27 protein-coding genes and 1 pseudogene are annotated in these 26488 nt (G+C 37.5%); 3 read left to right on the top strand and 25 right to left on the bottom strand.

Annotation, left to right across the window (positions count from 1 at the left end; genetic code table 11):
- The 3 genes from BM210_RS31825 to BM210_RS31835 all read right to left on the bottom strand — a co-directional run.
- The coding region (locus tag BM210_RS31825) for a hypothetical protein (protein WP_091176712.1) at positions 1–236 on the bottom strand (236 nt) is incomplete at its 3' end.
- A gap of 110 nt (positions 237–346) precedes the next feature.
- Complete coding sequence (locus BM210_RS31830; protein WP_091176713.1) at positions 347–613, bottom strand: hypothetical protein; 267 nt, start codon at positions 611–613, stop codon at positions 347–349.
- Positions 614–653: 40 nt separating this feature from the next.
- Entirely contained in the window at positions 654–1025 is a 372-nt protein-coding gene (locus BM210_RS31835) for a hypothetical protein (protein ID WP_091176714.1), read from the bottom strand.
- A gap of 353 nt (positions 1026–1378) precedes the next feature.
- Between BM210_RS31835 and BM210_RS31840 the strand changes: the two genes are divergently transcribed.
- Positions 1379–3544: a hypothetical protein gene (locus BM210_RS31840; RefSeq protein WP_091176715.1), complete on the top strand. Its 2166-nt coding sequence runs from the start codon at positions 1379–1381 to the stop codon at positions 3542–3544.
- Positions 3545–3630: 86 nt separating this feature from the next.
- On the opposite strand, the gene BM210_RS34490 is transcribed toward BM210_RS31840, so the two are convergent.
- The 19 genes and pseudogenes from BM210_RS34490 to BM210_RS31930 form a co-directional block, all read right to left on the bottom strand.
- The gene (locus BM210_RS34490) at positions 3631–4071 is read right to left on the bottom strand and encodes a hypothetical protein (protein ID WP_256224184.1); all 441 of its coding nucleotides are present in this window, start codon (positions 4069–4071) and stop codon (positions 3631–3633) included.
- A 105-nt stretch (positions 4072–4176) separates the two neighbouring features.
- Positions 4177–4332, bottom strand: a pseudogene (locus tag BM210_RS36425) (YkgJ family cysteine cluster protein); the annotation flags it as partial.
- A 1-nt stretch (position 4333) separates the two neighbouring features.
- On the bottom strand, positions 4334–5368 hold the full coding sequence (locus tag BM210_RS31850; protein WP_091176716.1) for a hypothetical protein: 1035 nt from the start codon (positions 5366–5368) through the stop codon (positions 4334–4336).
- 21 nt (positions 5369–5389) lie between these two features.
- Positions 5390–6994, bottom strand: coding sequence for a hypothetical protein (locus tag BM210_RS31855; protein ID WP_091176717.1), 1605 nt, complete (start codon positions 6992–6994; stop codon positions 5390–5392).
- A gap of 532 nt (positions 6995–7526) precedes the next feature.
- Positions 7527–8021, bottom strand: coding sequence for a hypothetical protein (locus BM210_RS31860; RefSeq protein ID WP_091176718.1), 495 nt, complete (start codon positions 8019–8021; stop codon positions 7527–7529).
- 17 nt (positions 8022–8038) lie between these two features.
- Positions 8039–8359, bottom strand: a complete 321-nt coding sequence (locus BM210_RS31865; protein WP_091176719.1) for a hypothetical protein — start codon at positions 8357–8359, stop codon at positions 8039–8041.
- 24 nt (positions 8360–8383) lie between these two features.
- A complete protein-coding gene (locus BM210_RS31870) occupies positions 8384–8716 on the bottom strand; it encodes a hypothetical protein (RefSeq protein ID WP_143101135.1) in 333 nt (110 codons plus the stop codon).
- 41 nt (positions 8717–8757) lie between these two features.
- A complete protein-coding gene (locus BM210_RS31875; protein ID WP_091176721.1) occupies positions 8758–9072 on the bottom strand; it encodes an EAL domain-containing protein in 315 nt (104 codons plus the stop codon).
- 15 nt (positions 9073–9087) lie between these two features.
- On the bottom strand, positions 9088–9417 hold the full coding sequence (locus BM210_RS31880; protein WP_091176722.1) for a hypothetical protein: 330 nt from the start codon (positions 9415–9417) through the stop codon (positions 9088–9090).
- Positions 9404–9997 (bottom strand): recombinase family protein, encoded by a 594-nt coding sequence (locus tag BM210_RS31885; RefSeq protein ID WP_091176723.1) that lies wholly within the window; start codon positions 9995–9997, stop codon positions 9404–9406. The genes BM210_RS31880 and BM210_RS31885 overlap by 14 nt, the downstream gene beginning before the upstream one ends.
- A gap of 1095 nt (positions 9998–11092) precedes the next feature.
- A complete protein-coding gene (locus BM210_RS31890; RefSeq protein ID WP_091176724.1) occupies positions 11093–12508 on the bottom strand; it encodes an HIRAN domain-containing protein in 1416 nt (471 codons plus the stop codon).
- 46 nt (positions 12509–12554) lie between these two features.
- Positions 12555–13061, bottom strand: a complete 507-nt coding sequence (locus BM210_RS31895; RefSeq protein ID WP_091176725.1) for a helix-turn-helix domain-containing protein — start codon at positions 13059–13061, stop codon at positions 12555–12557.
- Positions 13058–13558 (bottom strand): helix-turn-helix domain-containing protein, encoded by a 501-nt coding sequence (locus BM210_RS31900; RefSeq protein ID WP_177238123.1) that lies wholly within the window; start codon positions 13556–13558, stop codon positions 13058–13060. The genes BM210_RS31895 and BM210_RS31900 overlap by 4 nt, the downstream gene beginning before the upstream one ends.
- A gap of 248 nt (positions 13559–13806) precedes the next feature.
- Entirely contained in the window at positions 13807–15411 is a 1605-nt protein-coding gene (locus tag BM210_RS31905) for a DUF2326 domain-containing protein (RefSeq protein ID WP_091176727.1), read from the bottom strand.
- Entirely contained in the window at positions 15395–15628 is a 234-nt protein-coding gene (locus BM210_RS36430; RefSeq protein ID WP_091176728.1) for an ABC-three component system middle component 7, read from the bottom strand. Before BM210_RS36430 ends, BM210_RS31905 begins: the two co-directional genes overlap by 17 nt.
- Positions 15625–16398, bottom strand: coding sequence for an ABC-three component system protein (locus tag BM210_RS31915; protein ID WP_091176729.1), 774 nt, complete (start codon positions 16396–16398; stop codon positions 15625–15627). Before BM210_RS31915 ends, BM210_RS36430 begins: the two co-directional genes overlap by 4 nt.
- A 377-nt stretch (positions 16399–16775) precedes the next feature.
- Positions 16776–17465 (bottom strand): DUF1643 domain-containing protein, encoded by a 690-nt coding sequence (locus BM210_RS31920; RefSeq protein WP_218185006.1) that lies wholly within the window; start codon positions 17463–17465, stop codon positions 16776–16778.
- A gap of 63 nt (positions 17466–17528) precedes the next feature.
- Complete coding sequence (locus tag BM210_RS31925; protein WP_091176731.1) at positions 17529–18515, bottom strand: hypothetical protein; 987 nt, start codon at positions 18513–18515, stop codon at positions 17529–17531.
- A 19-nt stretch (positions 18516–18534) separates the two neighbouring features.
- Positions 18535–19419, bottom strand: coding sequence for a hypothetical protein (locus BM210_RS31930; protein WP_091176732.1), 885 nt, complete (start codon positions 19417–19419; stop codon positions 18535–18537).
- A gap of 380 nt (positions 19420–19799) precedes the next feature.
- Here BM210_RS31930 and BM210_RS31935 point away from each other — a divergent pair, with 380 nt between their 5' ends.
- Positions 19800–20882: a serine/threonine-protein kinase gene (locus BM210_RS31935; RefSeq protein WP_177238127.1), complete on the top strand. Its 1083-nt coding sequence runs from the start codon at positions 19800–19802 to the stop codon at positions 20880–20882.
- A 114-nt stretch (positions 20883–20996) separates the two neighbouring features.
- Positions 20997–21533 carry a hypothetical protein gene (locus BM210_RS31940; RefSeq protein WP_091176734.1) on the top strand — a complete coding sequence of 179 codons (537 nt, stop codon included), beginning with the start codon at positions 20997–20999 and terminating at the stop codon, positions 21531–21533.
- 94 nt (positions 21534–21627) lie between these two features.
- Here BM210_RS31940 and BM210_RS31945 read toward each other — a convergent pair whose 3' ends face one another.
- From BM210_RS31945 to BM210_RS31955, 3 genes are all read right to left on the bottom strand, one after another.
- Positions 21628–22443, bottom strand: coding sequence for a YkgJ family cysteine cluster protein (locus BM210_RS31945; protein ID WP_091176735.1), 816 nt, complete (start codon positions 22441–22443; stop codon positions 21628–21630).
- Positions 22444–22749: 306 nt separating this feature from the next.
- On the bottom strand, positions 22750–23790 hold the full coding sequence (locus BM210_RS31950) for a hypothetical protein (RefSeq protein WP_091176736.1): 1041 nt from the start codon (positions 23788–23790) through the stop codon (positions 22750–22752).
- 50 nt (positions 23791–23840) lie between these two features.
- Positions 23841–26396 (bottom strand): ATP-dependent helicase, encoded by a 2556-nt coding sequence (locus BM210_RS31955; protein ID WP_091176737.1) that lies wholly within the window; start codon positions 26394–26396, stop codon positions 23841–23843.
- Between the last annotated feature and the right edge of the window lie 92 nt (positions 26397–26488).

The raw sequence follows: 26488 nt of genomic DNA on the forward strand, positions 1-26488 counted from the left end.
TTTTCATTCTCATGTTCCAACTGCTTGAAATCTTCAGCTGTAGGGATAAAAGCAGCCTGTCTTTTGCTGGCTCCATCCAGTTGATCTACATCTTTACGGTTCAACTCTCTTGCCCACCGCAACACCATCTTGGGATCCAATTCGTGCTGTCGGGCTATAGCTGTAAAGTTCCCGATTTCTTTCCCTTTTCGAACGATATCCATCTTGAAATTAAGATCATATTGTACTCGTTTCATAACGTTCCCCTCCGTCTATTCATATTGTATTTGATTAAGGGGTGTACTGTCCAAAGCTTCTAGGGGGCTAAAAAGAAACCATGAGTGACCGATCTTCAATACTTACAAGATCAATCAGTTACCGCAATACTTTCCGGCTCATGCAAGATACGATGGAGCGTTTCGAGCTGCTTTTCATCTAAATCATCTACTTGCTTCCCCTCCATACCCATTGCCCACCATAAAGTGCCGTTAATTGCACAACTCCCGCAGGTTCTCGGAGATACGATTTTGAACTGACCCATTTTAGGAGGGTAATCCCATCCTTGATCATGACCCTGCTCTGGAGTTAGAACCTCTTCTTTACCACATACCTCGCAAATATGACGCAATAGCATATTTATACCCCTCTCAATATTGGAATGTGTTACTGACACTTCAAGTCCAGTCTTGATACTGACTCTTTATTACCTCTTTCACCGATTGCAACAATTCTCTATCTTCTTTTGAATTTCTAAACACAGACCGGATCAACATGGTCAATACAGCTTCATTTGAAAGTTCCTCTTCGTAATTCTTAGTTTCAACTTTCTCAGAACTTCCTCGAAATAGTGATTTGTGACGTACTAAATCAGATAAAGCACCATTCGCCAAATAACTGCTGTAAACCTTTAGTGCTCGATTTGGAGTATTAAGAATTGCTGCGCTCTCCAGGGTAATTTGTATCTCGCTTACACCTGAGCTATTATCGACGTTACATTCTGTTGGTTGATATATTGGGTATAAGTCCAGCGTTAAAGTTGTCTCCATTGTGTTTTAATCTCCTAAAGTAAGAAATCTTCTATGATCGAGTGGTCGAGTAGGAGGGATAAGAAGATAGATTAAGTTGCTCGTTATGTCAGGCTGAGATGGTCTATTTGAAATCGTTTTTCTGTTTTGTGTTTAATTAACGTTTTTTATCGTACTTCTTACTTTACTTAAATATTTATTCTCGTAAAATAACTGTCAAAATAGATTTCCACTGCCGCGGGCAAACTTTTCACTGTTGTCATAGAATTGACACACTTCTACATGATTCTGGAAATATGATATAATAGACTTAATTTTCAGATTTTGAAATGTAGAAAGCACTAATTGTTAATCTATTATCGAGGGGGGTTAATATGTCGGATAAGCATGCAGATAAATTACTTCATGTACAGAATGGAGTAATCCGTCATCTATTATATTCAAAGGTAGCAGAGAAAGAGTTGATTAATCGTTATCGTGTTGTTGTCAAGCGGGAAATCAAAAGAGAATTAAATGTTGCTATGGAGCGACTAGATAAACAGAAGTTAGTGGAGATTGTTAATATCTCGCCAGAAATCACTGAAGCTGACATCGAAGCTTGCTATGAAGATAATAGATATAGCCGTCGACCTAATTTTAGGCTATTCATGCTACGACCATATGACCCCAAAATGAACTCATCTCAGTTTATTACCGAAAATAAGAGCGATGCTGCCGTTACCAAAATGAACGAACTACTCCAGCAGATCACTTACCCCAATGACAGCATATCGGGGCTATTAGCCATTGACCAGACCGTTGTTAATCCTGAGACATTAGAAATCGCCTTAAAATACCAAGAGAGATATAACTATATCAATCCCGATACCGAACAGTCCGATTTTATTTACGAATTGAAGTTCGGCTTCTTATGGATCAACTTTGACCAACGGTTTGTTAGTATAAGTATACCTACTGAATCATTAGTGGGAATTGTATCAAAAACTATAGAACGAGCCTTCGACTGCTTCGTACCATCTGTGAACATTACTAAGAAAATTGTTGATAGCGTATTCAGCAAAGAAGCCATGAAGCGCACGACACTCAGTAATCCAGACCCTTCCTCCGGCAAACCAGATAAAGTGACACTGGCAGATAGCCATTTAGGAGATAAAGTTGGACAGCTTACCGAGTATGAAGGGTATGATTCGCCAAGCTCAGTCTATCAGGAAGCAATAGATGAAGATGGTGACTTTTTTTCGACCCTTGGAGTGAATAATGATAAGGGGAAAATCTATCTTACGCGACAGCTAAAGGCTACTGAAATGAGACGTTGGGGCATCTGGCGCATCGGGCAAATTATGAACCATATTAACTCCATACAGGAGAATGGTGATATCGATGAGATGTTTAACTCCTTCGGTCTCGATGTAGATCCAGACTTAGTCTCCTTCACTACCTCAAATGATGAGAAGAAGGTCATCCTCGAGGTTATCAAAGGGATCATTACCTGCAAGACTAAGAAGATTGAAAGCTTTAAGCTTCTTGACTTAAATACCGATAAAATCGTTGGACTACTTAAGAAGCATGCATTGATACGATTCCATCCATACTGTGAAAGCTGTGATCACTATGCGGATATTACATGTAATCATTGTGGGAACACTGACCTTCTGGAGATCTCTGTTAGAAAAGGGCAAGCACCGAAAGTCATTTGTTCATTCTGTCATAATGATCTTCAACAGAACAATGTGCGCTGCCTAATGGATCACAAGGTTCGGATTGATTCTTGGTATGATGGAGTTCTTCTTCACCCCAAGTCGACTCTTATTGAGCTGATTGAGAAGATAACGGTCAAGTACTTTCCTAACGAGGGATTTGCTCAAGAGGAAGAGTCCTTCTTCCTGGTTAATAATGTGCTTCATTATTCAGCTAAAGTTGCAACGAAGGTCTTGTTTAAGGTCAGGGAACTGGAACAATTCAAGCCAGTCTGGGATCGGAGAATTACCCCGAATAGGCGTGAAGAACTTGAAGAAGTGCTCAAGCTTATTACAGAGAAATGTTCAAAACATAGTGTTGATGCATGTCAGGCTTGTCAGCATGAGAAAAGTGTCCGATGTATCATGAAGCCCTTCGTTACATTTACAGATCATACGTTGCATCCACATCATGGTCAGGAGTTTGGTGACATCAGCTTTTCGATGCAAATGCTTGGGATGGATGATGCTATATTTATAGGTATTGCTAAGAGCTATGAGAAAAGACCGATCAATCCGACTCATAAAAAAGCTCAAGAAATGCTTCGTCAGTTTGTATATACCTGTAGGGATTCAAGCGTAAATGTCTTGGGAATTGTCATAGCTGGTGAGTTGGAACAAGGCTTTGTAGCTACGCTCCAAGACCTTGCTCGGAAATATGGTAAAAAAGTTGTGATGTGGACTTATGAAGAACTGATCTTGGTCGTAGATTTCGCCATCAGAAAATATGGTCTTACGATTCTTGAGGTTGTTGAAGAGTTGAGAGCTGATATAAAAAGAAGGTCACGAAAATCAGCAAGTTGATACTTTAGCTAAATAGAAACCCGCCATAATTTGTATGGCGGGTTTCTGACTTATATTTTCGAGCTATTTCAACCATTTATAATAACTTACCATTCAAGTTTATCATCTTCCTGATACAGAGAGCTTGCATAATCTAAAAACTCCATTAGTTTCCGCTTACTTATCTTATCAATGCTGATTCTATACTGAGTCCCGTAGTTTGTATTCAATTCTAAGGCTGTAATATCGACACCAAGAAATCTATCTTCGTTAATGTATGTAGACTCTATGTCCTCATATTTCGCTATAAACTTTGAAGTGCTGTTACCAGCATCTTTTACGTAGACAGAATCAAGCGTCAGTACCATACCTGATTTTCCATTTGTCGAAATACTCGTATCAATAATAGCAATTATTTCATCTTTCTTAGATTTACCTTGGCAAATGATTTCAAGTGCGTTTCGCACCTGTTTTTCATCTCCATTCCAAGGTTTATAGCCAAAAAGTTCTTCGAATTTATCCTCAAATGCTAACTTTAAGTCACTCATCTTATGCAACTCCAATCTCTTTAATGTGTCACATGCTTTGTAGTTTAGAGAGTAAAATTCCTGGAGGGATATTTGATCTTTAAAGAATAGATCGTACGATTCATCTACTCTGCAGATGACGGGGCGATCTTCATATATACCACAAAGATTCGTGCTTGTATCAAAGTGCAAGCATACCCCATCACCACGATCCAGATGTTTATACTGCTCCGTAACACCCACTTTCTTACAACACAATCCGCATTGATCGCAATTAAACATCTCAACCTTGCATTAATGTTTCGAGATACTTATTTCCATTCTCAACCACGTAACCACTCGCTTCATCCAATTGACCCTCTTGTTTAAGAAGGGAAGAATCGAGAATGACCTTAATCGTTTTGGCTAGTTGGACACACTTGTAGATCTCTTGCTTCTCAAATTCAGAGTAATCTTCCCAGTTCACACCTTTAGACTTGATAATGAATCGCAATACACTTACTTGATGAACGAAGAATACGTCTAGCTTTTTCAAAAGTTCAGTAAGTTGATTTGCACGAGTATATATTGCTTTTAAGGCAATACCAATGTTCTTTGCCTGTGCTTTGAAAGCTTTCGCTTTATCATAATTTCCGTAGGCATCATTAAGAGCGCTTCTAGCTTGGCTTGCAAAAATTGCTCCACCTATAGCAAGTGCAGGTCCCGCAACGATACCTCCTAAAACCATCATTCCGCCAGTTACCCCTAGACCACCTGCAGCCAAAGCACCTCCGCCAAGCCACGCCAATGTCGCATTCGTAGCGGCTACACCTGATAGTGTTCCCAAGGCAGTACCTGTAGTTGCTGTAACCAATAACCCTCCAAGCCCACTCATAACGACACTGTACGTACCGTACGCAAGCAAAGCTCCAGAACCAATTGCAGCTAGTCCATTTATTGCAATTTTCTTAGCTTCAAATGATGCATTTTTCAATTGTTGGAAGCTCTCACTAGATGGATTGAAATTTCTCAGCTCATCGATACCTTCGCTATTCTTAAGATTAATATTCTTTATTTTCTCAAAGTTAACAACAAACTCATTTATTGACGTTGAAAGGATTCGAATTTTCTCCTGTCCTAGCTCAGTAATAGCCTCATTGGTGTTTTCTCTTGCCATTTCAACAAATTCTTCCGCTTCTTTCGCAATGTCCTGAGATGTTTGATTCAGAGCCTTAGCTTTACCCATATCTCGTTTCGCATCTAATCCCTTCTTGGCTCCAACTGCAGCTGTTATAGCTGCTATGCCTACAGCGATTGCTGGTATTAAAGGTAATGGCATTTTTATTCCTCCTCAATATAGTTAAAAATCTAGTATCGTAGCCTTGTCAGACATAAAATTATTGAACTCTGTAAAGTTCTTAAATTGTAGTGCTCCGCCCATTTCAACCGCAATTTTGTTCAGACCCTGCGTGAATAACTCAATATTTCCGATGTGCCTCGCGGATTCCAACATCGAGAGTGATTCGGAGAAGACTTTCCGCCTTTCAGCGTAGAATTTCTCAATCATTTCTAGTAGCTCGTTACCCTGCTTACCCATCGCTTCGATCGCGGCTGTTGCTATAGCACGTATTTTATTTCTTCGCTCAAGAGAAAACCGCTCTTCTCGAAGAGTCTGCATACATGCGTTATATATCGATGAGCTTGCTAAATAGCCGACCATACCCCCAATGACAGTTCCTACACCTGGGAATATTGCTGTACCTACGGCTGCTCCAAAGCTTGCTGCCATCATGCCCGTCCCTTTTTCACCTAACTCTTCAACAAGCTCAAGGCTATCTATTTCACCCCTTGCATATCGAATTAATGACTTTCCTACTTGTACTGTCGCAGTGGCGATCATCGCAGGCATGTTGGTTTTTGACAAATTTACAAAAACACTGTTTTGACTTGCTGCCATGAACCCTCTTATAGCTGTATCGCTTGCACCAATGACATAAGCCGTTGCCGCTCCAGCTGCAGTATCTTTAGCAACATCCTTTAGTGCTTCACCTGCCCGTTTCTCACCTCTAATGAGACTGGTGACGTTTTGTGCTGTTGAAATCGCCGCAGATATTAAAGCTGCACTCTTTGCATTCTCAAGCCCCGACCGATGTGCTGTCTCTAAAACATATTTTGCCGTTGCCAATTGGGGATGTTCACGAAGGAAGATAGCTTCTTTGGAAGTAATCCCGCTGTCCTTCAAATCACTCGATACTTGTCGATACTTTTCTGCCTTCAGTTCCAAGAGATCAGCTTTGTCGAATTGACCTTGGTTTCTAAATTTCTCAGCCTGCTCAGATAAGCTACTAGCTTTATCTTCGGCATACTTTTTAGCGATTTCAAACTGCTCATTCGGAACTAGGACGTCATTTCCCCTGTACCTTTCCCACTTATCGCCCGTCATTTTATCCACTAAGTTCTCTGAGCTATTCCTAATTTCCTCAGTAGTTCCAAATTTACCGCAAAACTTCATCTGAGCACCCCACGAAGGGTTGCCAGAGTCGTCAACAGACAATATATCGAATTGAGGGTCGTTGCCTCTTCCTATATCATTTGAACGATGAATGCGAGCGTCACTCTTATTGATGATATTTTCGGCATTTGTTTTATCGACATAATTGATCTCGGCAGAGAAGCCCGCTTGCTGTTTTATGTTCTGATACTCGAAATCAGGATGCACCTTGGATTCAGATACTTGTTTTAGTCCCTTCCTTACAATATCGCCATTAGCATCAACCGACCCTTTATAACCTTTTATAAACTCTGATGCCGCTCTTCCGTATCTCTCAACATTTTCAGTTGTTGCAGACCCTATGGTTGAGTCAATAAAACCACTATGACCTTTTTTCTCGTCTTTATTGCCCATTGGTAAGTCCCTTTCAAAAATCCCATTGTAGGTAATATGAACCAATTCGACAAAATACAATAAATCCCTTCCTACTTCAAGCTTATTTATTTCAGAGATCAGACTTGAGTTCTATTGCATTATTATACAAGTTGTTTTTGACATCATAATTGTCAGCGAATATATGTTCCTGAAATTAAATTATTATGTTCTGTGAATCAGTGGGATAAGTGGGTAGACTGGTCGAGTGGGTGGAGGGATGGGGAGTATGTTTCTGGTTGCTCGAGTTATCGGGTTAAGCTGACCTAATCGTTGATGTTCTTTCTCTGTTCAATCTTACTGGTTTTCTTACATTCGTTGTCTTGTTTATATATTATATCTTTACCATTGGGTGCTGAAATTCTTTTTACTTCCCTAACCATAAAACCCTTTTGAATCACAATAAATCTTATCAGTGGCATGGTTAACCAACGCCATTTTACATATATCCAAGACCAGAAAATTTACAAATGATGATACATCCGTATATAAAATAGTCACTCGGCAAAAAAATAGGTGCGATTTTCATTATCTTCTTCAAATGCCGAATAACTCTTACTTGGACGAGACATCTCTAACTAACAATTCTCCTCAGGTGAGCACCAAATTCAATTGGCGCTGCATGGTTCAGTTTTGATGTACCAGTCAGGTCGAATTCCTTCCTACGTCTTCGCAATAAGTGCCTAACTCTTATAGCGTCTTGCTTTATTGAAGCGGTAATCGGATATATTGGTTTCCCATGCTCATTGATTAATGTGTAAAGACTTAGGATTTCATCTAACTGATCGAAAATTGTCACCCAGTTAATTTCAAACCTCTCTCGACGGATGAATTCATAGACCTCATTGAAGTTCTTCTTCTTGCTCACACAATTATGAAGCAGAATATTTATGAATCTATTATCCTCCTGATATTTTTGCCTCTTCTGCTGTTTATCCAATAGATTGACATCTGGAAGAATCTCGCTGTAGTGTCCAACTATCGTTGTAACATGTAATCCCGTTTGTTTGCTAAATACTAAAGCAATCAGTAAATTATCCGGTCTATTTATTTTTGACGTCTCTCGCATTCGCAGACATCCCCTTCCTATAAATAATTCTTCTCAAACTCAAAAATCGGACAGGTATTACAAACAACTAGCTGCATTATTGTGTTAGGCTCAACAACCACTTCACAGCAAACACGCCCACATAATCGAGTAAGTCTTTTCAATTCCTTAAAACCCCTATCTGCTTTGAAGTTTGTTACATCCTTAGCAGTTTGGAGTAATTCAATATCTTTCTTCAAACTACTTAAATCATATTGCTTTGTGATACCATTCTGTACTCCAACATTTATTAACGACTCTACTTTCTCAAGAACCCCTAGACACTCATATCGAAAACCTTCTACATCAACTTTTACCATGATTGTTTCGCCCCTATTACAATTTTACTGACTTTCAATTGATATCCTCTGCTGCTGAACATTAATTGCAACGGACTTAAAATCAGTAAAGCTGCTAAACCTGATCTCCCCACAATGAAGAATCACATGATATCTTCCTGCATTGGTATCCTCATTCAACCTATTCCACTCTAATATTGAAACATCCCTATCAATGTAGGATTCGATGAGGACAATTTCAAAACGATCTACAAAGGCATGTATCTTCTGGAGCTTCGTGGCGATTGCTCGATCAGCATCATATCTTTCCATATTGATAACTGAAATATATACCGCCGCTGTTATCGTATCGGCGTTTTCACGAAACTGTTCGGGCAACCCCACTGCCTTACCCCCTCGCATTACATGACCATTCAATATTACTTAAGATTACGTACCTGTTCTGAGATCCAATAACCCTGGAACGCATCGGCAAGTGGCTTCAAACGCTCAAACTCTGCTTCTGAATAAATACCGTTAGCAATGATTTTGATATCCAAATCCCTGTAGAGCTGCATCAGTTTTACCACGTTGTTTAATATTTCATCATCAGCACAAGATTCAATCAATTCCGATGCCAACTTAATATACTTCGGTCGCAGTTTCATCAAGAATGGTAAAGATAAAAAGTCTTGTCCAAATCCAGCAATTGCAAAATTAACTCCTTTAGCCGACAACTGATCATAATGACCCATTACCCTGCCGTTGAATCAAAACTCTGGTTGATTGACTGTAAGAATCAACTCATAGGCTTTGGGAACCGATAATGTATTAGGGAATGGATCGTTAACTCCTTGAATTATTGAGAGTATCAACGGAGCAGTTCCCTTGTACGACTCAATCGCCCGCTTCTTAAAGTGAAGGTCAATATCAGCTTGAACCCTACGTAAATCCTGGGCATGAAATTGAAAGTCATCTTGATTTGGGTTGTCATCCTCTAGTTGAAATATAACCTCGTTAGCAATGACCTTTAGATTTTGATCGGCTATCGGAACCAACTCCACTTGAATACCCATCTTAGCTAAGTTAAACTTGTCCATTTTGAATTCTCCGTTTCCTAAGCTCTCGCTTAATTGTGCTTTCACTAATTGTCGTTATAGCGACAACGTCATTCATGGTATGCGTTTGGAGCATACTTATCGCATTTTCCAATTGTTTTGGTGTAAACTTTCTTGGGCGACCTTCTCTGAAGCCTTCTTTTTGCTTGGCGATTGCTTTCCCTTCGGCAGTCCGCTCAATGATCATATTTCGCTCGAACTCAGCAAAGGCAAAGAAAATAGTTCGAATCAAAATGCTTGTCGATGTATTATCCAAAATCCCCATATTAAGAATGTGAATCCGAACGCCACGTTCGATTAAGATTTTTACGATCTTTTCACCTTCCATAGTTGAACGGGCAAATCGATCTAACTTGGTCACTACCAACGTATCGCCAGCTTTTAATACCTGAAACAACTTAGAGAACTGAGGACGATCCATTTTTGAGCCTGTAAAATTGTCGATAAAAATAAAGGATTGATCAACCCCTTCTGAGAGTAATAAATTCACTTGATGCTCCAAACTATTACCATGTTTGGACTGCCCAACTGTACTTACTCGACCGTACCCGTATTTCGGCATGATATAAGCCACCACCTAGATTTTTATGAATTGAATTATGACACTATGTTTTGACACCGATTAAACCCGCATTCTACCGTCCCAAAACTGCAGGTAATTCAGTAGACCAAAACTCAAGAGTTATGAACCTACGGACGAGCTTTATTGAATATCTTTTACAAGAAAAGAAGGATTTCTGTTCTTTTAACAACCCTGAAGGGTAAATTTTCGGACATCTACCGCAGAATGAATAATTGCTTCTATATAACAGGAAGGAGAAAACCATTTGAAGGGCGTTACCCTTGAAGTACAGAAGGCTTGTAATCGATTAAACTGCGTTACCGAAACCACTAGTACGATATAATCGATTTGTGAGCCTCGCAGGACAGATATTTTACAAGCTAACGATTAAAGCAGAATAAATACTCGAATACAGGTTCTTAACTGGCATTTTCTTTGATCGGTCAAGCATGAACCATTAGTTGCTTTACATTCTTAGTGAAGTGGCTTGTCGCACTTTGGATACCATGCAGTGTCTTTGCCCCAGTAATATTGTCTATTGTTCTGTCCCCAACGAAAGCAATCATCATGGCATCGATATAGGATAGATACTTTCTGAAGCTACTTTCTGGAACATTAATCCTGGCTGCCGCTACTTTATAGTTACGATTACTTGAGAAATAGCTTTGGATACATTGTTGCTGCTGTGCTGACAACTGTTTTACGAAACCCTCGTTTATGAATAATGCAATCCGCCGAAGGGCATTATACTTCTCCGATAGAAGCGATTCAAAATAAGCTTGATTCGAACCGAATGATTTTTCTCTAGTCTCAACAGGAATTTCACTTAACCAAATCCTTTCTTATTGAGTAAAGTGAGAATCAGATCTTTAAGACCAGTTACCCCTGAATTACTGAGATGCGATTTACTACTCAGCGGCGGGTACCGAATCTATACTTCTATGTTTTTGATGCTGTAGCTACTCCTGAATATTAAAGTTACCTTGGATTATCCATTAAATATTTTTAGTGTTACAAAAAGAGAGACAGTACAAAACTCCACTTACGAGTTCTGTACTGTCTCTTTATCTTGTTCCTTAGCTAAATGTCATCTTCTTAATGAGACTTAAATATATTAGGTATGATGTCCTCATCAATATTTACCCTAACTACTTTTATCTTAATAACCTTGGGCTCAATACTTACTACTTCACATTGATATTTTATTCCCATATCCATTTTTTCTGCATAGACACTAGCCCACTCTTTCGATAAGAAGCCCAAATGTTCACCATCACTATCCAGAGCTTTAATTGCATTTTTATCGTATGGATTATCTGAATTACGTTCAATGATTACTTTATCCCCCACTAGTAATTTTTTAACAAAAGGAATCCGTTCCTTCTGGGTAATACCTACTATTGGGAGAATTTCCGATTTAATCGATATTTTCGAGGAATCCCAATTCAGTACTTTATCTTTATATACTTGGTTAATTGAGTAATAAATATCAGAATCGATATGTAAAAAAGTCCATTCAGAGTATTTCTCCTTCGCAGCAGTATACGCTTTGAGACTATAGGAATCCCAAAAACCTTTCACTTCGATAATTACCTTTTCAATTGGAAGGACAAAATCGGGCAAATAATTAGCTTTTTGTTCCTTATCTAGGTCAACCTCATATCTTTCCTTTTCGTATCTCCATTCAATACCTTTTTCGTTTAGAATTCTTGCAAGATTAGCTTCCCATGTAGAACGTAGAATTTCATCTAGATCCTTATAGAAAATAGGATCATGAAAATCATGATGACCAAAATTCTCTAAAAACTCTCGATCAATACCCCAATGAGTAGGATATAATTCTTTGCCGTTATTTATACCGATGTAACTGGTATATCTTAACTTCGAGTAAGGTTCTATAAGAATATAATTTACAATGTCATGAATAACTTTAAGCGGGGTAAGTGAGACAAAAAAGTTAAAGGCTGGTATATTCATGGTGCCTAAAGGCGATTCTGAATCAATTAATTCTAGGATATTATCTTTTGTACTATAAAAGTGATCCTTTTTATTGGTTTGAGTGTGTTGAGCAACTTCGAAATATTTATCCCTCATAATATGAACCATCAATTTATTGTTGATGTAGTCACGATCAATTTCATACGAAAACTCATAAAAAACCAGACCTGCATCTTTTCGTTTACTAGCATAAGTGATATCTCTATCTTCTAGTAGCTTATCGATTACAAACTCATCTTTCTCCATAAAAACCAAATAATACTTGATCATTAAAGAACTTTCTATATCCTTATCATAAAGATCATCAAATGTAATTATGTTCGGAAACATCTGATACAAATCATACAATTGTGTGTAGATCCATATATTAGCTTCCGTAAGTTTCTTTACTCTCTCCGCCAGATCACTACCTTTATTTTTACTCCAGTACTGATTTTTGAGTTGATGACCATGTCGTTGCCCTTCAATGGCTTCCATCGTAGAATAATCAACTATCTGTAACTTTGGATACATAACTGACTCCTTTATGTAATTATTAGTTTATTTATGAATGCAATCACTATAATAAGCTCTTTCCTGACCGATATTTTTGAACAGCCATAATCAACTCATCAATCGCAGAATGGCTAAGAAACGTTTGATTGACAAAGATAGAATCTACAGACCCCACAATCAGGTGAACACCTTCACGATTAACTTCATATCGATATTCCAAATTCACAATCGGTTTTGATGCTAACTCCTTCTCTTTTGTTTCTGCCTTCAAATGAGGATACCTTGTGTAGTGCTCTCGAAGTGCATCCTCATGTTCATAATCAATTACCTCATCACCAAGTATAAGGGCAACACGACCTGGAATGAACTCCCCTCGCATCCAAGCATCAAGAATAGTCTTGTGAAAAGAAACATCCCTGTAAGATTTAGTGTATGGAATTTTGTCTTCTTTCACCAATTTACGAAGTGAATATCTTGAGATGCCAAGATACTCCACCGCCTCTTTTGAGTTCATATGACCGATATACCATTTCTTAGCTTCTTCCTCACCCCTAATTACATATCCAATCATTTCAATTCCCTCTGTTGGGCTCTGATATATTCACGATCTACTTCATCTAGAGCAAGAATAAGAGCATGATATCGCCTTTGGGCATACATTCTGCGTTTCTCTAAATCTTCAGGTCTATCCTTGTAATAAACACTCTTAGTGGCACTCTCATCGAACACCTCGTCCAAATGCTTCTTTATATCAGCTTCTTGAATCTCCAGCACTGTCTGAATAAAACGGATGGTATCATTAGTTAGATGCATCTCAAACCGAGTTCCAACTAGCCCTTCGTCCGAATCTGTCCTATCAGAAGTCAGCGGAGTCAGCAATGGTCCTCTTGGCGTAATACTCGATGCACCCATCCATTCTCGAAGAACATCTTCATGGAAAATAACCCGACTACCAACTTTTATATGTGGAATCTGGCTCGTTCTTACCATTTCATAAATTTTCCCGTTTGATATGCCGAGAATCTCAGATACTTCTTTCACTGTCAGCGTTACCTTCTTCTTGCTCAAAAATATCAACCCCTCTGTGAGTAAGATTAGATTGACCTAAAATGTTCCAGATTAATATTCCTTTCGACATATCACCCTTAACTCCTGCAATAACAATGCTATATAACAAGTAAGAGACGTTTCCACAAATACAAATAGAAAGACAGCACAAAACTCGGATACGAGTTCTATACTGTCTGTTTCTCTTGGCATCTATATAAGGATAGAAAATTAAACAATATTCCTAACGCTGCTCTGCTCTACTAGTATTATTTGTTCTTCCGCCAATCTTTTATAAACAGTAGCTTTGTTCTAGACAACTCCAGAACCTTTTTACTTTGAATAATCTTTTTAGTTTCCTTACTATATTTCTCGATTTCATCAATAGAAATGAATATCTGCTTTCCAAAAACGTTATAGATATCAATTATGTTCTCTACTGAACTGTTTTCAATATTCTTAAATAGCATCGAATCATGAATCAAGATCGGAAGAGCTGTTAATTCAAGAATCGCCAAATCAAATGTAATTAAGTTTGTATAAGCTTCCCCAGTACCTGTGTTATCTTCAATGCCATATGAATAGTTATTTTCTGTTAACACAATCTTTGGAGAACGCCTACCGTCTTTATGCACAATTTGATTAAAACTCTCTATCCTGTTGTTGATAATATTGCAAATTTCAATAATTATTTCACTTTTTACTAGCGACAGTTTTTCCTTCGTGGATTTTAAATCGTCAGCCACCGATTGTTTTTTGATGTAAGCTGAATTTTCATTTCGTTTTTGGTACAAAACAGAGGACAACTCAATTAATGGTTGGATTAATTCCTTTGAGACTGACTTGTTGGCTACGATATTTGTTAACTTTTCTTCGGTTTCGGCAATCTTATGTTGGAGATACTCAAGCTCGATACCGGTTTCCTTCTCTGCCTTTATCAATTCATCATGAAGGATATTCGTGATTGATTCATGGAATCTTTCAATATCCTTAAGTTTCTCTAAATTCACACTCGGGAAAAAATCAGTCAACTTTTTAAACTGCTGACCATTTAATGACTCCCTGTTAGATAAATCCTTTCGGATTCTTTTCAACTTACTCTCTTGAGTTGACCTTTGTCGTTTATAATTGCGTAGTTCATCAGCTAGCTCATTATTTATTGCATTAACAATATCAGCAACAGTATGAGAGATTCCCAACGCCGTTTTCTCCATTTCAGTATTAATCTTTTCCAGCTCACGAAGATTTTTATTGTATGTTGTTTTATTTATCTTCGGTATATGATTAAATTTCTCAGCTTTTCTGATAGCACTTTGCGAATCATTTAAGACCTTTATTTCAGCCTCAAGCTTCATGATCCGATTATACTGGTTAAAGAGTTTAATTAAATTATTTATGACAACCTGATTCTTTTGGGTGCTGACTTCATGTAAAGGCTTTTTAACATCAAAATTCGATTTTTGCCAAACCCTTGAATACAAACTAACAATGGATCTGAATGAAATATCCTCTATACCAATCCCATATAACTCTTTTAACTTTTGTGTATATTTATCAACATCAAGATCTTCTATTGGGTTGTAGTCTTTATCACACAAAAAGACTGTTTGATAAGTCTTCGTTCCTCTTTTGAAGTAATATGGTTCTCCATTAAACTCGAAACAATAATTGAAGTCATGTTCACTGATATTGCTTACTACATCAGAGTTTTTATCTATATATGATCTTCCACCAAAAATGAAATCTAGTACCATCAAGAATGTTGACTTTCCAATCGAATTGGAAGCGACACTATCCCCAAGAACCACATTCAGACCACTATAAAATTTCACCGTTTTTTCATTGAAAATAGTGCAGCTAATCTCCTTTAGCATATATTAACAGTCCTTTCTCAAGATCATAATCGATCACATCAAGAACATATAAGACATCTAAAGAATAAAAAAACTCGCTTATTTCTTCAAAATGCTCAGATGTTTCGGTATATAGCTCCTCGATGTTTATTATTTTTGAATCAAGTTTATCCATCACAAATAACATCTTGCCAAGAATTGACTGGTTGAACCTAATAATTTTGTTCGGATAAATCATGAAAGCACCTCACAGTTTTGGACAAAAAATGAAGCAATAATCCTACAGGCAGGTCTAGAATGATTATTAGTCTTCTTGTTAAACCACTCAATAATTCCGTCAAAAATATCTTCTTGACTGATACCCGATACCTTCAATTCAGTATAGAAAGTCTTTACCTGGCTTGAGAGCAAATCAAACGAACCTGTACGTGATTTATTTAAGTCAACAAATCTTTGCTTAATTGTTATATAATAATCAACCACATCATTCTCAATGTCTCTTCTTGTTAATGCTGTCAATGTAGTATCAGCTTTTTCCGATACTCTTAAAGCATCATATTTGAGTTTGTTTTCTTCTAGGTCACTCGGCACTTCGGAGACCAGCATTTCCAATACTACATTTATTTCTTCCTCGATTTTGTATGCATTGAATTGACCATACACTTTATTCTTATGGATTAATCGCTTCTTTAAAGCCAATAATTTCTTGTATTCTGCAACTGTCCTTGGCTTATCAAATTTAGTATGACATGTTGGACAGAGCAAAATTAAATTATCTATATGGTTTAAATCAGTGCTCAACACCTCTTCATCTTTTAGTAGTACCAGTTCAGATGGCGTAGGATTGAGTGGATATATATGAGCAATTTCAAACACTTTTTCCTTCTTTGTTTTATCATACATTAGTGGTTTAGCGCATAATGGACAAATGCCATCTACTTGATCATACAAAATCATTTCATTATTACTGCCAATTTTTATTCTTGGGTTTGCCTTCTTCTTAGCCAAGTTGCTAACCACCTCAAATCATCATTTACATATGATAAATTGCTTGTTTTTCCAACAAATTCCGCTATTATAGGAATTCGCCTTCAATCTCAATATCCCTTCAATCTACTCGCTCTCAACAATTTAGAGCAAAATACTCCTAACTTTATCTAATTCTACATCTCACTATGTTCACAATTCTGCAGAGAAATTGCCAATTGAATACTTCTGTGTAATTGGTGCTGTGGGATAGTGAAATGCCCTCGGTCTCAGGACAATTATTTTGCAAGTTACAAAAAGAAAGACAGTACATAACTCGGGTTGTGAGTTCTATACTGCCGTTTTATTAAATTCTATCTAAGTAACTTCGAGAATCAACAAATATGTTCAGCAATTTTCTATAATTCATCCCGAAAACCTCTTGGTACAATTCTGTAAAATAATTTCACATCAACTCGAACCAGTCTGAGAAGTTTACACCTTGATGGATGAGGTGGGTTTAAATGCTTGGTTATATGATATCTAGCTTTAGAGTTTCTAACCCTAAATACAAATATCTCCTTATCGAAAGATATTACTGCTTCGAGAACCTTTGACACCTGCTTATAATACAGTGTAAGGGGAAAGTTTTCTGGCATTCCCCATGCTAACACGACATAGTCCGAAGTTCTTATTGTCTCGAGATTTTTTTGTATATTGGATTCAAGTAATAAATGTAAGTACTCATCGTAATGCTCTGCAATTATTGTACTTAGATCATCAAGTAGTCCTTTTGATCTGGGATTATAAATGGGCAATAAATTCAAAATGTTTAAATGCTTAATGTCTTCGATTCTTCTGTTTCTTTCATTCAAAGGACGTTGAAATGGCTTAAGAAAAAATGCGATGACTCTGTTAACTGTTCCATCAGACTTAATAGAGTCTGCCTCTGATGGATTCATCATAATAACAGCTACCGTTTTATCACCATCTTTATTTATTTCTATTTGCAATATTTCACGTTTTACAATCAATTTCTCATTCGTTTCAACAATAGTTTCTTTATCACAAAGGGGAACTCCAACGATTTGACCGCGTTTATATCTCACCTTTTCCACTCCCACGAATATAAACTGCTCATTTTCTCCTTTGCATCAACTGTTATGAATAATTCATGTGATATTTGCCAAGAGATTATTCAGTCCAATAAAGGAAACCTTCCCTTCACTAAGTTCATATGTAATTAATTCGATCTGCAGCTCTCTCAGCTTATTCTTTATTTTGCTAACCTGACCCTCTGGTAATACCATAATATAAACCGGCTTTATTGATTCGATTCTCTTGTGAAAGTATAACTGACCTATAGCACAATATAAACTTGTTGTAGATAAGTCGGTCTTAAACTCAAATATCGCTCGTTCCCTATTTAATGAATCCAACAAAACTAAATCTCGATTAACATCATTTTTTACTGCAAATCCTTTACTTTTCAAATACTCAACACAAGAATTTACTACGATGCCGTGATTACAGTTCGCTTCAATGATGTCAGAAACAGTGTATCCTCTACGCTTACCTCCGAACTCCTTGGAAAAGCCGTCATCATCTGGATCGGTGTCCTGAACTGGTTGCCCACCGAGATTTTTTATCCTGCTGTATTCTTTAATAAATTGAGCAATTTGTGCAGCAAAATCTACTGAGAATAAACTACCAACTAACGCACCAGTAGATATCTTATCATTATCAATAAACTCATACCATTCCCCGCGATAATTGTTTCGAAACAACGATTGATCAACCCCTGGTTTGCCTCCGCCCATTCTGCCGCGATGTATAATGAAAACCTTATCGTCATTTTCAACAAAGGCAGAATTGATCGACCTGTTCACCCCTTCTAAGGGGAAATTGATCTCGCCAGTAATGGATACGCCTTTTCCTTCTTTTGGCTTAGTCATCCCAAAGGCATTCCAGTATTTATTATCAAGTTCACGAGGGTAATACCATATTCCTAAATCCTCTAGCCACATTACCTCTGCATCAAGACTCCCTCCTGGATAACCTACATTACAATTTATTTTATGATTACTTGCTTCAAGAATTCTCTCTTCCATGATTCTTTGGTACTTTGTGATAAGCACCTCATCCGCTATAAGTCTCACTTTGATCTCCTCCGTTGAACTAGCAATCAGTCCGTAGTTTTTCTAAATACGTTACAACAAGCTGAGATATCCCCATCATCAACTCAGCCTCGTATTGATCAAGTGGTATTGTGGCTAGATTTCCGTCATCCTTTTGCTTCGAGTTCCTATGATGTCCAATCTTGTTAAGGTAGGTAGATGTCCCTGCTAATAACCCTGTAATACCAGCCTTCTTCTGAGGTGTGATATCTAGAAGTAGCTCATCCCATACTTTTTCGCTGTATGGTCCACTTCGGTCTTTTCCATAATCCATGTACGATTCGATAGTGGAAAGGCACTGACGTAAGGCGTCGTATGTCTTACCTCTTTGCATATGCTCCCTGGCATCTTCGAGAAGTTCATATGCCTGTATCCAGCTCTTATCGTTCAACAATGAAGGTGGTAAAGACATCCCAAACTTGGTTGAATACCCGAAATGCCTGGTGAATGAGATCCAGTCTGATTCAGAGAAGCGAACGTGTTCTTTTCCAATGAGGGGCATCATCTTGTTGCCGTTCTCTGATATTTGTACAATTGCTTTTATTTCGATTTCAAAACCTACATCTCCAGACCTAACCCCTTCTAGAGCTGATATGTCGTTCGAGTCGAAGATCCAGTCCCACTTGTTTTGACCAGAATTTTTATTAAATACCCAAAGTGATGATTGGACTTGTCCGACCGTCTTCTTGATCGCAGTGTAACTCGACTTTGCACTGACTTGAATATCAAATATGTTCAGAAGGCTGTGATGCTGATCGGTTAGCGAGATGTTAACGAAATGAATGGTGTCTTCGAAAATGCGTAAGTCAAAATCCAACGTAATTTGAGAATTGTTGTTTAGATGGCTGCTATATATTGATGATTCAAACAAATTGATCGTGTACATTGGATACCCCTCTTTTCTCTTCCAATTGAAGGAAATAGTTAACCCCATTATAAACCGTTTCTATATAATGGTCACTCTCCATAATACTTACCGAGAGTATTAATAATTTCTCCAATCAATCTACTTCCGCGAGTTACCGAAATAAAACAATACAAAATCGGGCTACGAGTACTATACTGTCATCTTTATTCGAATGTCACTAAAAATCAGTATGACTAACTTAAGTTGCTTAAAAGGCTCAGCTCTCTTTGCATTAATTATTTCCCGCATAAATCCATATTTTTCACTCCATTTATCAATAAAGGAGATAGATGCCCAAATGTCGAATTTTAACATTGAATTCGTTAAACATCTTCGGAGTATTGTTAAGAGGTGAATACATGTCTGATAATGAAGAAAACCTTTTTGAGCTTGTCGAACACTTGAAAGATGGGTTAGTTGGACGTTGTACCAATGACCCAACTGATTTTACTGATGATGATTATAAAAGAATTAGAAAAATACTCTTAGGTGATGAGACAATAAGCAACATGTTGCCAGAGTTTGTAAAAAAGTATAGAACTCTAGGTGAGTTCTGGGGTTTTATTAAAAATAAAGATTCATCCTATGCAGGTAGACGCCAGTATTTGGGTGAAATGTTTAATCCTATACTAGACTATTTAGACTACAACGACTCATCAATTATTACGGACTATGAGGAATTTGATGTTATTGGTGCGGGGGGATTCGGGGAAGTTAAAAGGTATAAGCATAAATTACTACAAATGGATTTTGCATTTAAGTTTTACTCTCCAATATTTGCTGAAGACGGCGACCGAAACTTAGAGAGATTTTTTAGAGAAGCAAAAATTTTGTTCAAACTAACACATCCAAATATCATCAAGATATATGATGTCGGGGTAATGGGTGGTAAACCTTTCATTCGAATGGAACTGTTCGAAGGTAAAAATCTAAATGAGGTACTAAAAGATCATGGTAGGTTCCCTATAGATAAATCAGTGACTCTTATATTCGAGGTTGCTAAAGCACTAAAACATGCTCATTCAATAGGCATTGTTCACAGGGATATCCGTCCAAGCAACATCATGATATCAAAACCCAAACAAGTAAGGGTTATAGATTTTGGTCTTGGTATATTCCTCGAAAATGAATTACTCTCAAGGTTGACTAGAACAGGACATAACATAGCGGGTGGACATTACACTGCACCTGAATTAATCTCAAACCCCAAACTTATTGATCCCCAAACAGACATTTACTCTGTTGGAGCAGTTTGGTATAACCTTATTACTGGTCAAGCCCCAGCGGGAAGTAATATAAAGCAACTCCTTCTCTCTGTAGACAATATTTCAGAAGACATTACTCATATTTTATTGAAATGTCTTGCAGATAGTAATTCACGATATAAGTCTATAGACGAGCTGCTAGAAGAGCTTACAAAAATCAAAGACTCCTTTTTGTAATCTAATAGTTAAAGTGAGATTTTAATTATTAATGTACTGTTTAAGAGAAACCCTGATATAAAGAAAAATGCATACCCCAATTGGCGAAGAACGGATTATTCGAGTTGGGAGTTTATGACTTACTCTGAAATGTATAAAACCAGCGGTGACATACTTTTAGGGTCAGTCGACAATACCTTCCGTTATGATGCTGATGAGATTATCATCCCAAGCATCTTTTTGTATAGGCATTCAGTTGAGTTGATCTTAAAGGCAATTATGCTAACTCACTATTTAATGGAACAGCATATGACCAGAGAAAAAATACAGAAGAAATTGCATGGTCATGATTTGGAAGTATTATGGGGTAGAGCAGAAAATATTATCAGACTTTACCTCCATGATTCAATAAAAAGGAATCGCGAACCTTTGGATCTTATGATAGGAGCCGTTATAGAGTTAAACTCTCTTGATCCCTCATCTATGATGTTTAGGTATCCTTTCGATAATGAATATAAAGATGCCCAACTAATAGGTGACATACAACAAAATTATGGAATTGATTATGAGGGGCTTAAAAGCAGCTTTGATGAGGTTTATAATTATTTCAAGGCCTGCTTTGATTCTATCTATAATAAATATGAAAACCTTGAAACAACTCCGATCCTGTAAATTTGAACATCTATTTTGGTGTAATAAAAAAAGAACGGCAGTTAAGGCTCGGAATACGAGTATAACTGCCGTTCTGCACCCCAACTTACGAGAGTCATCTCAATGAAGAAGCCTTCTTTAGTTGCAGCTGGTTACTCTCTTGCATAGGGATATCCAAGTTATGCCTGTTTGCTACCGTTTGTTTTGCAGGATTAAATCGCTGCATCGCCGCTAGAGATTGAATACCATAGAAGATTGGCAATTTTCGTAGATAAAGTGAACCCTTTTCGGTCGAGACATTTACTATATCCTCATACTGTTTTTGAAAGTCAGTCACATCGGGAGTGACCTCTTTATTTTGCAATCGGCTCGGGATATGTTCGCATATAGCACTTTCCAAAGCCTTCATTTCTTTATCCAGCTCATAATGAGAAGTGCCATGTGTTCTGCAGATCAAAGGACGTTTGTTATAAATTGAGCATTTTCCATCTACTTCATTAATGAGTGGACATGGAAAACTCGTTCTGCTCTTCCCACCTTTGAACGATTTAAAATTAGCTAAGTTTCCTTCATAATCAAGTTGAGTACGAATTGCACTATCTAAATCTGGATGCTCCGTCTGGAAAGCCCTAACATTATCATTCACTCGTCTGTATAATCGACTGATATCCTCTTCAGTCCAGGTATTATAAATTTCATCCATGATGATTTCTAATTCTACTTCCGAAACAGCAAAGAAATCACTACAACAATTATTGCATCCAGTGTAGCACTGTGGTTTAACTTCTTTGCTTTCAAAGTAGGTTTCTACTGTTTGCTCTATCTTATTAAATAACCTAAATAGATGCGCCGCGCGGCTGTCGGACGTCGCTCTATGACAATTTTTCGAAGCTTTGCCGCTCCCGCAGAAACATCGTTCTTTCTTAGTCATATTTACCCCCTCATAAATTCCATAGCATTTTTTGAGCTTTCATCCCGGCTGTTATACTTTCCGGTCAGAACGATACTTCTGAACTAAAATGTTATCTTAGGTTTGCTGTTAACCCTTTCGATAAGTCCTTAATCAATTTCAATCACGTGGGTTAACATAGCATCCTTCAATTGTTGGTCAATTTCTTTATCAGCCAATTCTCTTTCTTTACTCATCAAGACTTTTTATTGCCTTAGCTTATTCAATTCACTAGGCACTTTGGTAGCTTTGGTTAAATCTTCATTTCATTTACCCTCATCTTAGATCCTAAAACCCGTCTTCAATCATTTCTTTCATTTCATATATACGGCTATTGATTGATTCAATAATCTCAAGCAACTCAGAATTCTGCTCACTAAATAGTTCCTGGAGGTCATCGTAGGTAAGGATTTTATTATCTATTGCTTTAATTAAGTTCTCCAATACATACAAGTTTTGTGTCAGATTATCCTCGAAGATTATATCATTATGTAGTCTGGCTCCATACACTTCCTCAATCCTAGAGATAATAACTTTATTCTTGCGTTGACTTCTCAGCATTATCTTCATTAATTTCACTTTACTCTTTGTATAATTTCTAATCCTTTTTGAATATGCAAGTACAATCTTATTAATAAATCGCTTAAAAGAAATCAACTGAACTTCAGTTAATTCAAGTCTATTCTCAACCCAGCTATCGATTTCGTATAAAAACGTGTCCAGCTCAGTTATAAATACATTGAGATTTTTTTTACTTAAACCATAACAATCAATGTATTTGTTTAGTTTCAAGTTGAAAACTTCAACCAAAGACCCTTGTTCTAAAAGTATACTTTCCTCAAGTTTTAGATATTTTGCGGTGTAGCGAAAACCGTCTTGTTGTATGTATGGTCTTTGTTTTTGATCGGAAATTCTACCAGTAAACCCCTGATGCGTTATAATAACTGACCTTATACCCCGGTCGGATAAATCATTCATTTTCTCAACAGACAATACCTCGTTAAGTCTTTTCAAGTTTTTATACTGCTCTTTCCGACGATAATAAAGGTTTTGAACTTTCGAAGACATTGATGTTAAATACAAACCTACCATGAAAAGGAAAAGAGCATAAACTACACTTAAAATAAATGATGAATCCTGAAACTCAATTAAAAAATGCTCAAAGAAACTTCCTTTTGACGGTTTTATGTTAATCTTCTCTTGATCAGTCGTATTGTACTTTTTTAACAATAAATAGTACACAACGCATCCGATTGTAATAAAAACAACTGACATGGAAGCAAGCCATTTGTGCAACCTTTCGTGAAAACCAAAAACTTTATATTTCATGGTTATGCCGTCCCCTATTTTCTTCCTTCAATAATATCTATAAAATCAAACTACTGGTTACTAATTACAATAGGTAGGTTAAGCTCTCCTAGAAACTTTGACCGTCCGCAAGGCTTATCCTGAATCGTCTTGGGAAATGTGACATACAATTTCTTTTGGGCTCTAGTCACCGCAACATACATTAAGCGCCTCTCTTCTTCCTCGGTAGTGGGTGGCTCCGCTTTCTCTCTACAAGACTGAACATCCACATCCTTAAGTTCTACGGCATGGCTTGATGGTAACCCTCCATCATTACAGCCAATGACAAACACATTCTCAAAGGCTAACCCCTTGCTCCCATGAATTGTCAAGAAATACAAGGCATTATACTTTTCGTCATGGTACTTCTTGAGGTTATCCTTCATCTCATCTTTTCGTTTCTGCATTCTCTCATAGAAGCCAAGTAATTCAATCCATGTATTGTATTTTTCAAGCTCTTTAAAAATCCAGTCATTTTCCTCATCAGTCACGTTATCCTTAACTCTTGGAAAATTTAAAAAGTGCTCTGCGACTGCCTTCATGTTGACTGGTTTATCCTGCTTTAGGTCAACTAAAAGCGACAAATACTGCTTTAAGGGAACAGTATCCTTCTCCTTATTTCTTGTCTTAGCAATCACCAATGCTAAAGCATCATTAATCACATCGGAGAATGTTGCTACATCCAAATTCTCATACCAATGCTCAATTGCATTCTTATTGACGAAGTAATGCCCCAGCGCATTAGTCAAAATTGACCTCCACAACTGAAGCTTGTTACCCCGCGATGCCACTAACTCCTGCCACATTTTAAATACATTGTAAAAGTCATGAATAGAGAAGATTCCCATCACATCATCCATTTTTTCTATAACATACGGAACCCCTCTAACATCTAATGCTTGGAACATACTCTGAAGCTGCCTTCTCGATCTATACAACACAGTCGATTTTGTGTAGTTAATGGGCTCGACCTTGCCCTCCAGTTCAAATGGCTCGACCTTGCCAATCTCCTGGGATCTCGTTAGAATCCAATGAGCTTCTTCTTTGGTATCTGAACAAGCTACTATCACCGCATCGCCATCATCCTTATGAAAAGGCTCCATCGATTTTTTAATCCGGTCATGCTCATTGTAAGAGATTACCCAATTTCCGGCTTTAACGATATTGGGCTTCGATCTGTAGTTTCTCATCAACCTTATTTCATGAGTGTTATAGGTCTTTGGAAAATCCTTTATGTAGCTAGGCTCTGAACCTCTAAACATATAAATTGACTGATCATCATCGCCTACTATGATTAATTTCGAAGTACTTGTTGTGGGACAAATAAGCTTGACTGTCTCCATTTGTAGCGGATTGATATCTTGGAATTCATCAATGAAGATATAATCATACCTCTTTTGAACGAAGTCTCTTGCTTCTGGATATTGAAGCAGTGCATCGTACAAGTTAATTAGAAAGTCATCATAAACAACGATTTCCTTATCTTTTCTTGTCTGATTCAATTCATCAAGCATTAAATTGAACCGGACACTAACAGGAATGTCCTCCTTATCATCAATAACGCTGTCGAAATGCTTCTCGATGTATTCGGTCATTTGGTCTTTCGAGAACCCCATGTTAGTCCAGAAGCTCACACGTTCAAATATCGTTTTCTCATTGTACTTGTCAAACTCAAATAGAGTGTATTTGTTAATCAGTTTACGCAGCTCTTTTTTATACTCAAATTCACCCTCATCAGCATTTCCGCCTTGAATCCCTATTGATGCGTAAGCAGAGTTCTGCCTCTTCAACTGACTAAACAAACTCATAAAAGTCCCATGAAAGGTACTCACATTGACCTTAGATTTTTCTACTCCGAGGAAAAGATTAACCCGTCCTTCCATTTCCTCTTTAGCCTTCCGAGTAAATGTCATCATACAAATCCGATTGGGATTAACTTTTTTCATTTGGATAAGGTACGCGACCTTTGCGCAGATAGTTTCTGTTTTTCCACTGCCTGCTCCAGCAATGATCTGTAGGTGTTTTTCCATATCATATCGAATTGCTTCTACTTGATTATCGTTGAAGGGGTTCCCCTTGATTTTCTCAATCGCTTCAAAGAAGTTGCAGTCCCAATCCGTAGCTTTCACAGAGTTGCCTGACTGAGGGGACTCTAGCATCAGACCAAACCTGTTCTCATAAAATAAAAGTTCATGCTCCAAAGCTTTCAGCTTACTTTTAACTTCTTTTGTTTCCTCTTGAAGAATTGCAACCTCATTTTTCGTATCAGTATAATTAGAGAATAACACTGAATACTCTTCGTTCAGCTTCTCAAGTTCCTGCGTTTTATTATGATACGCTTGACTTAGCTTTTTGTATTTTCCTTCAAGTTGGCTATATGTCTTCTTCAAACTATTGATTAGATTATGCGCCGCGGCGCGTTCTTCAAAAGCCTTGTTAAGTTCAGATCGGATTTTATTACGTTCAAGATCCAACTGTTTCAGTTGCATTGAAAGGTGATCTATTTGACCCAATAATTTATCTTTTCCGGTTATTCTATCTATCAAACTGTTCAATTTATTAGTTCCTCCGTCATATGTGCTAACCATATTATACCACCTGCCTGACTAAGCGGGAATCAAATACCCCTAACCTATACATCTATGGCGCTTTCACCACCTTCAATAAAAGGAAAAGAACA

It is taken from the genome of Paenibacillus sp. 1_12 (assembly GCF_900114475.1).
In the GTDB taxonomy this organism is placed as follows: domain Bacteria; phylum Bacillota; class Bacilli; order Paenibacillales; family NBRC-103111; genus Paenibacillus_S.